Genomic DNA, 12,558 nt, shown 5'->3' on the forward strand with positions numbered 1-12,558 from the left:
ATGAAAACCATGCTCAAGTTTTTGAACACCGTCATCCTCGCAACAGCAATCGCCACGCCGGCGCTGGCGGCCGATCTCAAGGTGACGATCCAAAAGAGCGACGGTCGGATGCTGTTGCCGGAGAATGCATCCTGCATTTCGACGCCGAGCGACAAATCGGCGCCTGGCCCGAACAAGAGCCTTCCGCTGTCATGGTCGAAGGGGCCGAAGGGCACGCGCTCCTACGCCATTGCCATGGTCGACCCGGACGTGCCGACCGACTTTTCGCTGTTCAACAAGGACGACAAGACCATCCCGAAGGATTTCAAGCGGATGGAATTCGTCCATTGGGTTCTTGCCGATATTCCCGCCTCCAGAACGACGCTTGCCGAAGGCGCGGATGGCAATGGTCCCTCCGCGACCGGCTTGCCGCTTGAGCGCACAGACTATGGGCGGCGCGGCCAGAATGGTGCCGGCGGCGGCAACTTGAAGGATGGACCGCATGGCGGTTATATGGGCGCATGCCCGCCCTGGAACGACGAGCGTATCCATAGCTATCACGTCACCGTCTATGCGCTGGATGTCGACCGCCTGAATCTTCCCGACCTGTTCACCCGCGCCGATCTGATCGCCGCCGCGAAGGGTCACATCCTGGCGTCAGGCAGCCGGGAACTGTTTTACACAATGAATGCAAAGGCCAAGAAATGACCGAGACGAGATGGGAAGCAGCAGCGCCTGCCGAGCCGGAAACCGCCCATTGGATGCGGAACCTGATTGTCGCCCTCGTCGGCTCGTTCACAACCATTGTGGCAATGACGTTGCTGCTTCCCTTTCTGCCGCTCTATGTCGAGGAACTCGGCGTCACCGACAAGGCGGCGATCGTGCAGTGGTCGGGCATCGCCTATGGCGCCACCTTCTTTGCGGCCGCCTTTGTCGCGCCGCTCTGGGGGCGGCTCGGCGACATCTACGGCCGCAAGCTGATGCTGATCCGCGCCAGCCTTGGCATGACGGTGGCGATCTCGCTGATGGGCATGGCCGGCAATGTCTGGCAGCTGGTGGCGCTGCGCCTGTTCACCGGTCTTGCCGGCGGCTATGCCTCGGGATCGATGGTGCTGGTAGCGGCGCAGACGCCGAAGCATCGCTCCGCCTGGGCGCTGGGCACGCTGTCTGCCGGTATTATGGCCGGCAATCTCGTGGGACCCTTGATTGGCGGCGCGCTGCCGCCGATCATCGGCATCCGCGGCACCTTCCTGCTGGCCGGCGGCGTGATCTTCTTCACCTTCCTGGCGACGACTTTCCTGATCAAGGAGGAGAAATCCGCCGCTCGCAAGAAGGCCGCGAAGGCCAGCGGCAGCTGGGCCTCCATTCCCGACAAAGGCCCCGTCATCGCCATGCTGTCGCTCGGCCTTTTGCTGATGCTGGCCAATATGTCGATCGAGCCGATCATAACCGTCTATGTCGCGCAGTTCGTCACCGACGCCAATGTGACGATGGTGTCGGGCGTCGTCATGGCCGCTGCGGCACTCGGCAGCATCCTGTCGTCGTCATGGCTCGGTAAGCTTGCCGACCGCATCGGCTACTGGCAGGTCATCATGGCGGCCCTTGCCGTCGCGGCGCTGCTGCTCATTCCACAGGCTTTCGTAACCTCCGCCTGGCAACTGATCGGCCTGCGCTTCCTGATGGGCGTGGCGCTCGGCGGCCTCCTGCCGTGCATCACCGCCGTTATCCGGCACAATGTTCCGGATGCGGCCACCGGCAGCATCCTCGGCCTTTCCATCTCGTCGCAATATGTCGGTCAGGTGGCAGGTCCCGTGATGGGCGGCTTCGTGGGCGGCCATATCGGCATGCGCGCCGTCTTCCTCGGCACCTGCGTGCTGCTGGCGATGGGGGCTGTCTATTGCTGGTGGGTCAGCCCGAAGAAGGAAGCAGAGTAGTCCTCTCAGCGAAAATCGCTTGAGGTCAGGACGTAGAGGCGTCGCCGGGCATGGCCGTAGGCCTTGGCTGCGACCTTCTGGATCGCTTCACGTCCATTATCGAAGGCGGCAAGATAGCCGGCTTCGGTATTCGAACCCGGGAAGACATCTGCGTCGACGAGAAACGAGACCTCGAACATGCCGTCATGGCCGGTGAAGCGGATACGCCTTGCCGAGGCATCATAACTGCGGCTGCGGTTGGGAAAGCTCAAGCCCATCGTCGACTACCTCATAAGAGTATAGGCCGACGGCCTCATGCAGGCCGGCGGCGTTGATGACTTCCAATATCACCAGGTCAATCCAAACAGCGTGGAGTAGATGACAAATCCAATCGCCGCGACGACACAGAGCTGCAAGAACAGCCTGTAATAGTCGTATAGATAGACAGAAGCAGGAAGAGAGATCTTCATGGCGGCCTCCTTAATGGTTGTGCCGACCAAAATCATAATAGCATAAAAGCTGTCTTCGCGCCGTTTAATTTGGATTGGCACAGCGTTTGATTATGATTGCCTGGGATCTTTGTTTTTGTCTCGATAGCCGTGGAGAACAACAGTGCTTCCGACTTTTGAAACCGACCGTCTGGTGCTGCGTCCGCGCACTATAAAGGATATCGAGGATTGCCTTGCCATGGATCGAGATCCGGACGTAACGAGATTCATTCCGGGGCCGTGGAACGATCCGCGGGCACACCGACTATTCCTGACAAGCCGCATGGAGGCTAAGTTCGGTGATGGCCTCGGCTATTGGTCAATCTTCGCCAAAGACAATCCGGCGCAATTTCTCGGTTGGATACTGTTGATCCCCGCCGATGCAGTCGGGCCGGAAATCGAGATCGGCTGGCGCCTGAACAGATTCAGCTGGGGCAAAGGTTATGCAACGGAAGCGGCAAGACCGGTTCTTGCTCATGCTTTTGCCACGCTCGGCCTCGACCGCGTCATCGCCGATATAGCGCCCGGCAACATCGCTTCCATGCGCGTTGCCGAAAAGCTCGGTCTGTCGGCGACGCACGAGACAGATTATCTCGGCCAGCCCTTTGCGTCCTATCAAATCACCAGGGACGCTTTCGAAGCAGAATAGGGTGCGGGCTTTAGCTGACTATTCTTCGCTGGCGCTACGTCCGTGCGCCCAATCCATGTAAAGCTCCAGCGCCTTTCGGGCGACGGGACCTTCCTGGAATTCGCGATCATCCAGACGATTGACGCTGACGACCTTGGAATAGTTGCCGGTCGTGAAGATCTCGTCGGCGGAGAGGAACTGTTCGACGGACAAGGTCTCCTCGCGCACGTCGAAGCCTTCCTGGCGCAAGAGGCCAATCACGCGGGCGCGGGTGATGCCGGCCAGGAAGGTACGGTTGGCGACCGGCGTATAGACGATGCCATCCTTGACCATGAAGACGTTGGAGGATGCGGTCTCGACGACATTGCCATTCATGTCGCGCACCAGCGCATTGTTGAAGCCGCGAGCGCGGGCTTCGAGGATCATGCGGCCGCTGTTGGGATAGAGCGAGCCGGCCTTGGCGTCGGTCATTGCCGTTTCCGGCGACGGGCGGCGGAAGGGCGAGACCGTCAGCGTGATGCCGCCGGTGCCGCCGAGCGGCGCTTCAAACAGGCAGAGGGCAAAGCGCGTCGACTCCACATCGACGGCCACGACGCTGCCGGGCGAACCATGCTCGCCCCAATACATCGGCTTGATGTAGAGCGGCGTCTTGCCGTCGAACTTCTTGATGCCCTCCCAGGCGAGCGCCTCGATTTCCTCTGCGGTCTTGAGCACCTTCAGCCCCATGGCGACGGCCGAGCGATTGATGCGCTGGCAATGGAGATCGAGGTCGGGCGCGATGCCATCGAACCAGCGCGCACCGTCGAACACCGTCGAGCCAAGCCACATGGCGTGCGAGGTCGGCCCGATCAGCGGCGGGTTGCCGGAGAGCCATTCTCCTTCGACAAAGGTCCAGGTGGTGGTGCGGGGCGACGTATCGACGGCCATGGTGGTTTCCTCTCTCAACTGGCGAGAAGCAAATAACCGCACAATCTCAGGGTCAAGCGGAAACAGCGCGGCAGAATCCATTTGCAACAAAGCGCTTGATATCGCATTCATAGCGCAATTTTCATGCGCCGAAACAACAACTTGACGAATGAGTCCATCAGGAAAAATGATGGACCGGACAGACGTCAGGAAACAGCGAGAACTCCCATGAAAGCCATGTATTACGAGTCCTTCCAGGCGACGCCCGAGATCCGCACCTTGGCCGACCCGACGCCTGACGAGGACGGCGTCGTCATCGCCGTCGGCGCGAGCGGGCTTTGCCGCAGCGATTGGCATGGCTGGATGGGACATGACGCGGATATCAAGCTGCCGCATGTGCCGGGCCACGAGCTTACCGGCCAAGGTGGTGGCGACAGGTCGCGGCGTCATGCGCTTCAAGGTCGGCGATCGCGTCACCGTCCCTTTCGTCTCCGGTTGCGGCCATTGCGCCGAATGCCATTCCGGCAACCAGCAGGTCTGCCCAAGCCAGTTCCAGCCCGGCTTTACCCATTGGGGTTCCTTTGCCGAATATGTCGCCATCGATTATGCCGACACCAACCTCGTGCACCTACCCGAGACCGTGGATGATCCGACCGCGGCGAGCCTCGGCTGCCGTTTCGCCACCTCGTTCCGTGCCGTCGCCGACCAGGCGAAGACGCGGCCCGGCGAATGGATCGCCGTGCATGGCTGCGGCGGCGTCGGCCTGTCTGCCATCATGATCGCCAGCGCTCTTGGCGCCAACGCCATCGCCGTCGATATCTCGGACGAGAAACTGGCTTTCGCCCGCGAATGCGGCGCGGTAGCAACGATAAACGCGACCAGTGTCGCCGACGTCGCAGAAGCCGTGCGCGAGATCACCAAGGGCGGCGCGCATGTCTCGATCGACGCGCTCGGCCACCCCGCCACCTGCTTCAACTCCATCAAGAACCTGCGCCGGCGCGGCCGGCATGTGCAGGTCGGCCTGATGCTTGGCGACTATGCGACGCCGCAGATACCGATGGCGCAGGTCATCGGCCATGAGCTTGAAATCTATGGCAGCCACGGCATGCAGGCCTGGCGCTACGATGCCATGCTCGACATGCTGGCGGCCGGCAAGATCGCGCCGCAGAAGCTCATCGGCCGCAGGATAAGCCTGGAAGAAGCCGTTCCCGCGCTGATGGCATTGGATAAGGCCGAGGGCACCGGGATCAGCGTCATCACGCGATTTTGAACTCCGAAGTCCGGGCACAATGCGGCACTATCGACCCTCGAACGGGCCAAAACGCTGAGCGAGAAAGCCTTTTCGAAAAAATGTCATGCAACTTGGGTAGATTGATCTGCCCAATGCACTTGCGCAAACACCGTTTCGTGTCCAGATAGCAGGCCATGCCCGATAGCGAGCCTTATAGTTCCAGTTCCAGGAAAGCCGACCCGATTGGTCTGAGCGATCCGGATAGCGACGGTTGTACCAGCCGCGCTTCAGCATTGGTGCGCGGCATATCATCCGAAAAACTGAAGGAAAGAATTGGCAGGCTCCTCAAGGCCGGTGCCAAGCTTAGCAATTAATGGTCTTCGACTGGCTATCCGACCCATCCGCCTGGATCGGTCTTGCTACCCTGATCGTTCTCGAGATTGTTCTCGGCATCGACAATCTCGTATTCATCGCAATCCTTGCCGACAAGCTGCCGCCGCACCAGCGCGATGCCGCGCGCATGATCGGCCTGGCGCTGGCGCTTATCATCCGCCTGGCGCTGCTCGCCTCGATTTCCTGGGTCGTGACGCTGACGGCGCCGCTGGTTTCCCTCTGGGGCGTCGACCTCTCCGGACGCGACCTCATTCTGATCCTCGGCGGCCTGTTCCTGCTGTTCAAGGGCACGATGGAGCTGCATGAGCGGCTGGAAGGCCACGAGGCACAGGGCGAAAAGAAGCTCGTTCACGCTGTCTTCTGGCAGGTCATCGTGCAGATCGTCGTGCTCGACGCCATCTTCTCGCTCGACAGTGTCATCACCGCTGTCGGCATGGTGCAGGAACTCTCTGTCATGATGGTAGCCGTGATCTTCGCGGTCGGCGTCATGCTGTTCCTCTCGAAGCCGCTGATGGCCTTCGTCTCGAAGCACCCGACCGTCGTCATCCTCTGCCTCGGCTTCCTGATGATGATCGGCTTCTCGCTTGTTGTCGAAGGCTTCGGCTTCCATGTGCCGAAGGGCTATCTCTACGCGGCAATCGGCTTCTCGATCACCATCGAAACGCTGAACCAGCTTGCCCGCCACAACAAGGAACGGCTGATCACGCCGACCAACATCCGCAACCGCACCGCCGATGCCGTGCTCAGTCTTCTTGGCGCGAAACGTCCACAGAGCGCACTTGGCGAAGCGAGCGAGCGAACCGCTGAGCAAGCGGTGAACGAGGCCGTATTCTCGACGGAAGAGAAGGACATGATCCACGGCGTGCTGACGCTTGCCGACCGCTCGGCCCGCTCGATCATGACGCCGCGCACCGATATCGTCTGGCTCGATCTCGACAAGCCACGCGAAGAGCAGCAGCGCCGCGTCATCGAGATCGGCCATTCGCGCTTTCCCGTCGTTCGTGGCAGCCTCGATGATTTCGTCGGCATCGCCAGCGCGCGCGACGTTATGCGCGATCTGCAGCAGAATGGCGAGATAGACCTGCAGCGTTCCATCCGCCAGCCGCTTGCCGTGCATGAAAGCATTAATGTGTTGAAGCTGATGGAGCGGCTGCGCCAGTCGAACCAGGGCATGGCTCTGGTTCTCGACGAGTATGGCGAAATCGAAGGGCTGGTGACGACGACCGATCTGCTTGAGGCGATCGCCGGCGAATTCCCCGACGAAGACAATGAGCCGCTGACCATGGACAAGGGCGAGGACGGATCGCTGACGGTCGACGGCTGGATCGACATTCGCCACCTCTCGAAGCTTGTCGGTATCGATCTCGTCGACGAGGCCGATCGCTATTCGACGCTGGCCGGTTTCATTCTGTGGGGGCTTGGGCATTTGCCGCATGAAGGCGAAAGCTTCAACTCTGGCCGACTCGCCTTCGAAGTGGTCAAACTCAATGGCCGAAATATCGACAAGGTTCGGATCCAACCGATGGAATACGCAATCTAGGAAGAGGATATGCTCATGGCATGGTCTGCCGGCCAATATGTGAAATTCGAGGATGAACGCACGCGCCCGGCGCGCGATCTCTTGGCGCAAGTGCCGCTGGAACGTATCGAACGAGCGATCGACCTTGGTTGCGGCCCCGGCAATTCGACCGAGTTGATCGTCGAGCGCTATGGTGCTGCCGGCGTTTCCGGTCTCGACAGCGACGACAACATGCTGGAGGCCGCCCGCAAGCGTATGCCCGGCACGAGTTTCGAAAAGGCCGATCTTGCGACGTGGCGTCCCGATGAACCTGTTGACCTGCTTTTTGCCAATGCCGTCTTTCAATGGCTGCCCGGCCATCTCGAGATCTTCGATCATCTGATGGACGCCCTCAAGCCCGGTGGCGTGCTTGCCATCCAGATGCCTGACAATCTGACAGAACTCAGCCATCTGATGATGGAAGAGACTGCAAAGAATGGCCCCTGGAGCGAGGCTTTTGCCAGGAAGAGCGTGCGCCGCAATCCCCTTCCCTCGCCCTCGGTCTATTACAACAGGCTGATCGGCAAGTCGGCCAGGGTGGATATCTGGCACACCAACTACAATCACGCGCTGGAGAATGCGGCGGCCATCGTCGAATGGGTGAAGGCCACGGGCCTGCGCCCCTATCTCGATCACGCGGGCGCCGAGCATCGCGACGCTTTTACGGCCGAGTATCTGAAGCGCATCGAGAAGGCCTATCCGCCGCTCGTGGACGGCAAGGTGCTGCTGCGCTTCCCGCGGCTCTTCCTGATCGCCGTGAAGAAATAGGCACCCCACCCATCGCTAAAATCAGGCTGACGGCGGCACGTCGATCCCATCGACAACCGGCGTCGGCCCGCGCTAGAACAACAACAGCCAAAGCTGAAACAGGTCCGAGGAGATATCCATGTCGACCAGAAGCCCGATGTGTGCCCGCACAATGGAGAAGCGCTCATGACCACCCCTGATGTCGCACCCGCACCGCCGCTGACCTTCGTGATCTTCGGCGCCGCCGGCGATCTGACCCGACGCCTGCTGATCCCGACGCTGATCAACATGACGCGCAGCGGTCTCGTCGGAGAGGATCTCCATATCCTCGGCATCGGCATCGAGCCCGGTGGCGTCGACATGCTGCTGGAGCGGCTGGAATCGTTCCTGAAAACCTCCGGTGACATGGAGGAGCCGGACCGGCAGGCGGCATGGCAGAGCCTGCGCAAGCGCATCGGCTACATCTCCGGCGACTTCACGCAGAATGCCGTCTACAAGGAAATCGCCGACCACCTTTCGAAGGCGCCAAGCGCCAATGCGGCCTTCTACTTTGCTGTACCGCCGCAGTTCTTTGGCGACATCGCCGAGAAGCTTTCCGAAAACGGACTGACCAACGAAGCCACAGGCGCATTCCGCCGCATCGCGATCGAAAAGCCCTTCGGCCACGATCTCGCCTCGGCACAGGCGTTGAACGCCCGGTTGCTGAACCATGTGGCGGAAAGCCAGATCTATCGCATCGACCATTTCCTCGGCAAGGAAACGGTGCAGAACATCATGACGACGCGCTTCGCCAACATGATGATCGAGGCGCTCTGGAACAACAATTACATCGACCACATCCAGATCACCGCCGCCGAACTGGTGGATGTCGGCACGCGCGGCAAGTTCTACGACGCGACCGGCGCACTGCGCGATATGGTGCCAAACCATCTCTTCCAGCTGCTGGCGATGGTGGCGATGGAACCGCCGAACAGCTTCGATGCGGAGGCGATCCGCAACGAGAAGGGCAAGGTTCTGAAGGCTTTGCGCCATTATTCCCGCGAAGATGCGGTCAAGAATGGCGTTCGCGGTGCATATACCGCCGGTCCGATTGCTGGCAGGGATCTGCCAGCCTTCACCCAGACCGCCGATGTCGCGCCCGACAGCAGCACCGAGACCTTCGTGGCAGTGAAGCTGTTTGTCGATACATGGCGCTGGGCCGGCGTGCCCTTTTACCTGCGCACCGGCAAGGCAATGAAGGCGCGCGATACTGAAGTGGTCATCACCTTCCGGCAGGTGCCCTTCGCGCAGTTCCCCCGCAATGCCCACGCCTCCAGCCCCGAGCTGCCGCCGAACAGGCTCATCATCCAGGTGCAGCCCGACGAAGGGCTCGACATGGAAATCTCGATCAAATCACCGGGGCTCGTCCTGAAGACGGCGCCGGTGTCGCTCGATTTCCGCTATGCCGACCGTTTCGACATCGGCAAGCAGACGGGCTACGAGAGCCTGTTCTACGAACTTTTCGTCGGCGACCAGACCCTGTTCCAGCGCGCCGACGGCATCGAAGCCGGCTGGGCGGCGGTGCAGCCCTTCCTCGATCTCTGGGCCGAGGGCGGCAAGCCCGATCCTTACGCGCCCGGCAGCATGGGTCCGGCCTGCGCCGACGACCTCATCGAACGCGATGGCCGCAAATGGCACCAGCCGGATGAGAAACTGGGCGGCAAGAAGGTTTGAAGCTGAAAAGGGCCGGTATCGATGGATGCCGGCCCGCCGATCTGGTTTTAATCGACCAGCCCGTACAAGATTCGCTCTGCACGATGCGCTTCCAAAACCGCAGCGAAGAAGCGGTCTTGTTCCGGATCGTCGGCAAGTGCATTGCTGGTGAAACCCGCTTCATGGCGTATGGCTTGACCGCCCATATAACCACCGCGCTCGATCCATAGGCTTGGATAGTCCTGGCTCTGCCGGCAGGAGTTGGAAGAGCTTATCGCATAGAGATATTGCCTGCCATAAGCCTGCATCATTGCCGGGATGGTGTGGGTCTCGTTCTTGTCGCGGCCCTGTCCATCGGCACAGGCGGAATGAAACACCAGCTCGACGCGTCCCTCATAGTCTCGCCAAAGCTCAGGATGGCTCCAATCCCGGCAAATGAGGAAGCCGCAAGAAACACCCTCAATATCGACGGTAAGCTGCCGACGGCCCAATTCGAAAGCGCGCAAATCATTGGCTGAGCAGCAACGCTTGTCGTAACGACCGACAAGGTTACCATCACGATCCAGGACATAGACCGAGTTGAATTTCTTGCCGGTGATCTCGTCGCGATGGACGCTGCCGGTCACGACCCAGAGGCGGTGCGTCCGCACGGCTGACGTTACCGCTTCAAGCGCCGATTGCAGAGCCACCCAATCGAAGCCGCTCCAATCAGGCCAATTGGCCGAACCATAGCCGGATAGAGCACATTCCGGGAAATGGGCGACATCCGCGCCCGCCTTCGCCGCCGCTTCCATCAAAGATAGAATCTGCGTCGTATTCGCTGCAATGTCGTAACCTACGGGGAACTGACAGGTCGCAACGCGTAACCGCTCCGGCGCCCCGACAGCCGACGGCCGCTTGTGCCAGGTATAGGCGCCATCCCATTTCGCCATGCCAACACTCCCTTGTCTGCGACTCGGTCACAGAGGCAGTTTAGCAGAATCCGAAACGGCGACGGAAAGCGCACGCGTGTGATAGCGCTAACTTTCATATCCAATCTGGACGGCGATTGCGCTACCCATGAAGGGCCGGTCCGCAGGACCGCCCTGACCATGTCCCACGCTCCATTGGCCTGGCCAAATCATCTGTTCGAGGCCGGTCGCGGAGGCTCCGTGGAATGAACTCCATCTGTCATCACCATGTATGCGATAGAGCATGCCACCGGGTCCCATGCCGGCATGCAAGGCGATGTCGATATCGAAAGGCTGACCAGGGTGCAGATCGGGCCCGAACCAATAGTGCGGGCTGCGTCCGGGCTGGCGGCCGAGGATCAAGGTCAGGGTCTGGCGTGGACCGCGCAGACCAAGCCAGAGCGGGGCGATGATTTGGTGGTCGAAGGCGGAAAAGAGCGTTTGCGCCGGCGCATGCGCCTTTTCGGCCATGAGCCCGGCAATCCGCAGTTCGACGATGTTGTTTGGGCCTTTGGAGCCGGTGAAGGCTGCAGCATGCGACCCATGCGGCAGGTTCCTCCAATTCTCGGCTGATTTGAAAGGCCACTGCAACTGCTCGCGGACCACACCCTCGGTATCGAGCACCTGATAGCGAAACCCCTCCGCATCGAGTGCGGCCTGGATGCAATGGAGATATTCCACACCTTCGGGCATTCGATGCGCGGTTCCCGCCCCTGCCGTGCAAAGCTGGAGGACGCCGCGATGCACCTGAACGTCGAAGGCAAGGATATGGCTGCAGACATAGGCAAGAACATCGGCCTCAACGAGAATATTCCAAAATTTCCCGGCATATTCGGGACCGATTTCGCGTTGATAGGCGCCGGAAAAACCGTTCACCGGGAAGACGGGATGATGGCCGAGGACGATCTTGTGCCTGACGTCGGTATGCGCCTTGAGCGTCGCCTCCAGCCATTCCGTTTCGACATGTCCTTCGCCGCCAAGGCCGGTCGATAGGGTATGCACGAAAACCAGCAGGAGATCGCCGTGGCGGACCCAGTAAGACAGTCCCTCCTGCTCCGGCGGCCCGTTTTCCGGCAGCTGCAAGACCTCGCGGAAAACCTGCTCGCTCATCTCGTCGTAGGTGGTGTGATTGCCTGTGGTGTGCCAGATCGGTGTCGCCTCCCGGTCGAGCCATGCCATCTCCTGGTCAAGCCAATGCCGCCATTGCGCCCGAAGCGCCTCCGGATCAGCCGTCAGCCCAATGATCTCGTCGCCCGGAAACAGGATGAATTCAGGCGGCGGATCGAGCCGGCGCAGGACAGAGTTGACGGCAGCAAAGGTGCCTTCATGCAGGCGCCCGAAACACCGGAACAGGAATCGCCGTACAGCACGAAACGATGGCCCGCCCCTCTCGGCAAAAGGGAGGGAATAGGATTGACCGACACTTAGCAACCTCTCCAAAAGCAACGGCCCTCGCTCCACAGAGGATGGCGAAGGCCGGAAGACATGAAGATTAAATTATCGCTCGCTGACGACGCCCGCAAAATCCACGGGCCTCTGGCGGCTGGCCTCCCCGAGCTTTCCGGAAAGGCCTTATTCGCCTCAGAGGAACTGATGCAGGCCCGGGACCGAGTTGACGACCTGGTCGACCACTTCGTCGCCGGCATGCTGGCGAGCCGTTGCGATCGTTTCCTTGGCGAGCGAGGTGATCTCGCCCATGCTGAGGCCGCTGCTCATCAGCTGCTGACCAAGCGCCATGAGGCCGCCACCGCCGCCGACTGCGCTGAGAAGACCGCCGAGCAGACCACCGCCGCCCGTGCTGCCCTCGCCGTTATACTGGGCAACGAGATCAGGCGCGCCGGGGATCGCCTGGATCATCTTGGTGACGGGGCCATCGGGTGCCTCGCGCTGCAGAAAGCCGAGGATCATGCCGACGGCCTTCTCTGCGAGATCAGGAGCAATGCCGGCTTTGGTTGCGATCTGGTCAATAACTTCGTTCACTTTGGCCTCCTGCCTTTATAACGTTAACGTCAACGTAACTGAACGGGGCAACCGACACAAGCCGTGCCGGACCTCGTTATACTACCAGAAGCA

12 protein-coding genes and 1 pseudogene are annotated in these 12,558 nt (G+C 60.6%); 7 read left to right on the forward strand and 6 right to left on the reverse strand.

Annotation, left to right across the window (positions count from 1 at the left end; genetic code table 11):
* Positions 1-687 (forward strand): YbhB/YbcL family Raf kinase inhibitor-like protein, encoded by a 687-nt coding sequence (locus BSK43_RS25165; RefSeq protein WP_077472666.1) that lies wholly within the window; start codon positions 1-3, stop codon positions 685-687.
* Entirely contained in the window at positions 684-1,913 is a 1,230-nt protein-coding gene (locus BSK43_RS25170) for an MFS transporter (RefSeq protein WP_077472667.1), read from the forward strand. Before BSK43_RS25165 ends, BSK43_RS25170 begins: the two co-directional genes overlap by 4 nt.
* A gap of 5 nt (positions 1,914-1,918) precedes the next feature.
* Here BSK43_RS25170 and BSK43_RS25175 read toward each other — a convergent pair whose 3' ends face one another.
* Complete coding sequence (locus tag BSK43_RS25175) at positions 1,919-2,170, reverse strand: DUF1488 domain-containing protein (RefSeq protein ID WP_077472668.1); 252 nt, start codon at positions 2,168-2,170, stop codon at positions 1,919-1,921.
* A gap of 69 nt (positions 2,171-2,239) precedes the next feature.
* Entirely contained in the window at positions 2,240-2,362 is a 123-nt protein-coding gene (locus BSK43_RS36030; RefSeq protein ID WP_267549768.1) for a hypothetical protein, read from the reverse strand.
* 142 nt (positions 2,363-2,504) lie between these two features.
* On the opposite strand from BSK43_RS36030, the gene BSK43_RS25180 reads away from it, so the two are divergent.
* Positions 2,505-3,029, forward strand: coding sequence for a GNAT family N-acetyltransferase (locus BSK43_RS25180; RefSeq protein ID WP_077472670.1), 525 nt, complete (start codon positions 2,505-2,507; stop codon positions 3,027-3,029).
* An 18-nt stretch (positions 3,030-3,047) separates the two neighbouring features.
* On the opposite strand, the gene BSK43_RS25185 is transcribed toward BSK43_RS25180, so the two are convergent.
* The gene (locus BSK43_RS25185; RefSeq protein WP_077472671.1) at positions 3,048-3,935 is read right to left on the reverse strand and encodes a branched-chain amino acid aminotransferase; all 888 of its coding nucleotides are present in this window, start codon (positions 3,933-3,935) and stop codon (positions 3,048-3,050) included.
* A gap of 207 nt (positions 3,936-4,142) precedes the next feature.
* Between BSK43_RS25185 and BSK43_RS25190 the strand changes: the two are divergent.
* The 4 genes and pseudogenes from BSK43_RS25190 to zwf all read left to right on the forward strand — a co-directional run bounded on the left by BSK43_RS25190 (position 4,143) and on the right by zwf (position 9,556).
* Positions 4,143-5,184: pseudogene (locus BSK43_RS25190) on the forward strand (zinc-dependent alcohol dehydrogenase family protein).
* Positions 5,185-5,518: 334 nt separating this feature from the next.
* Entirely contained in the window at positions 5,519-7,078 is a 1,560-nt protein-coding gene (locus BSK43_RS25195; RefSeq protein WP_077472673.1) for a TerC family protein, read from the forward strand.
* Between the two features lie 15 nt (positions 7,079-7,093).
* On the forward strand, positions 7,094-7,864 hold the full coding sequence (tam, locus tag BSK43_RS25200) for a trans-aconitate 2-methyltransferase (protein ID WP_077472683.1): 771 nt from the start codon (positions 7,094-7,096) through the stop codon (positions 7,862-7,864).
* Between the two features lie 165 nt (positions 7,865-8,029).
* On the forward strand, positions 8,030-9,556 hold the full coding sequence (gene zwf / locus BSK43_RS25205; protein WP_077472674.1) for a glucose-6-phosphate dehydrogenase: 1,527 nt from the start codon (positions 8,030-8,032) through the stop codon (positions 9,554-9,556).
* A 47-nt stretch (positions 9,557-9,603) separates the two neighbouring features.
* On the opposite strand, the gene BSK43_RS25210 is transcribed toward zwf, so the two are convergent.
* The 3 genes from BSK43_RS25210 to BSK43_RS25220 form a co-directional block, all read right to left on the reverse strand.
* Positions 9,604-10,467 (reverse strand): carbon-nitrogen hydrolase family protein, encoded by an 864-nt coding sequence (locus BSK43_RS25210; RefSeq protein ID WP_077472675.1) that lies wholly within the window; start codon positions 10,465-10,467, stop codon positions 9,604-9,606.
* An 87-nt stretch (positions 10,468-10,554) separates the two neighbouring features.
* Positions 10,555-11,916 (reverse strand): metallophosphoesterase, encoded by a 1,362-nt coding sequence (locus BSK43_RS25215; protein ID WP_246662667.1) that lies wholly within the window; start codon positions 11,914-11,916, stop codon positions 10,555-10,557.
* Between the two features lie 150 nt (positions 11,917-12,066).
* Entirely contained in the window at positions 12,067-12,465 is a 399-nt protein-coding gene (locus BSK43_RS25220; protein ID WP_077472676.1) for a hypothetical protein, read from the reverse strand.
* Between the last annotated feature and the right edge of the window lie 93 nt (positions 12,466-12,558).

It is taken from the genome of Rhizobium sp. P44RR-XXIV (assembly GCF_001999485.2).
Lineage (GTDB): Bacteria > Pseudomonadota > Alphaproteobacteria > Rhizobiales > Rhizobiaceae > Rhizobium.

What these genes read in the sequence shown, in the direction of transcription:
- BSK43_RS25165 (WP_077472666.1), top strand. Translation starts at nt 1, where the DNA reads ATGAAAACCATGCTCAAGTTTTTGAACACCGTCATCCTCGCAACAGCA.
- BSK43_RS25170 (WP_077472667.1), top strand. Translation starts at nt 684, where the DNA reads ATGACCGAGACGAGATGGGAAGCAGCAGCGCCTGCCGAGCCGGAAACC.
- BSK43_RS25175 (WP_077472668.1), bottom strand. Translation starts at nt 2,170, where the DNA reads ATGGGCTTGAGCTTTCCCAACCGCAGCCGCAGTTATGATGCCTCGGCA.
- BSK43_RS36030 (WP_267549768.1), bottom strand. Translation starts at nt 2,362, where the DNA reads ATGAAGATCTCTCTTCCTGCTTCTGTCTATCTATACGACTATTACAGG.
- BSK43_RS25185 (WP_077472671.1), bottom strand. Translation starts at nt 3,935, where the DNA reads ATGGCCGTCGATACGTCGCCCCGCACCACCACCTGGACCTTTGTCGAA.
- BSK43_RS25195 (WP_077472673.1), top strand. Translation starts at nt 5,519, where the DNA reads ATGGTCTTCGACTGGCTATCCGACCCATCCGCCTGGATCGGTCTTGCT.
- tam (WP_077472683.1), top strand. Translation starts at nt 7,094, where the DNA reads ATGGCATGGTCTGCCGGCCAATATGTGAAATTCGAGGATGAACGCACG.
- zwf (WP_077472674.1), top strand. Translation starts at nt 8,030, where the DNA reads ATGACCACCCCTGATGTCGCACCCGCACCGCCGCTGACCTTCGTGATC.
- BSK43_RS25210 (WP_077472675.1), bottom strand. Translation starts at nt 10,467, where the DNA reads ATGGCGAAATGGGATGGCGCCTATACCTGGCACAAGCGGCCGTCGGCT.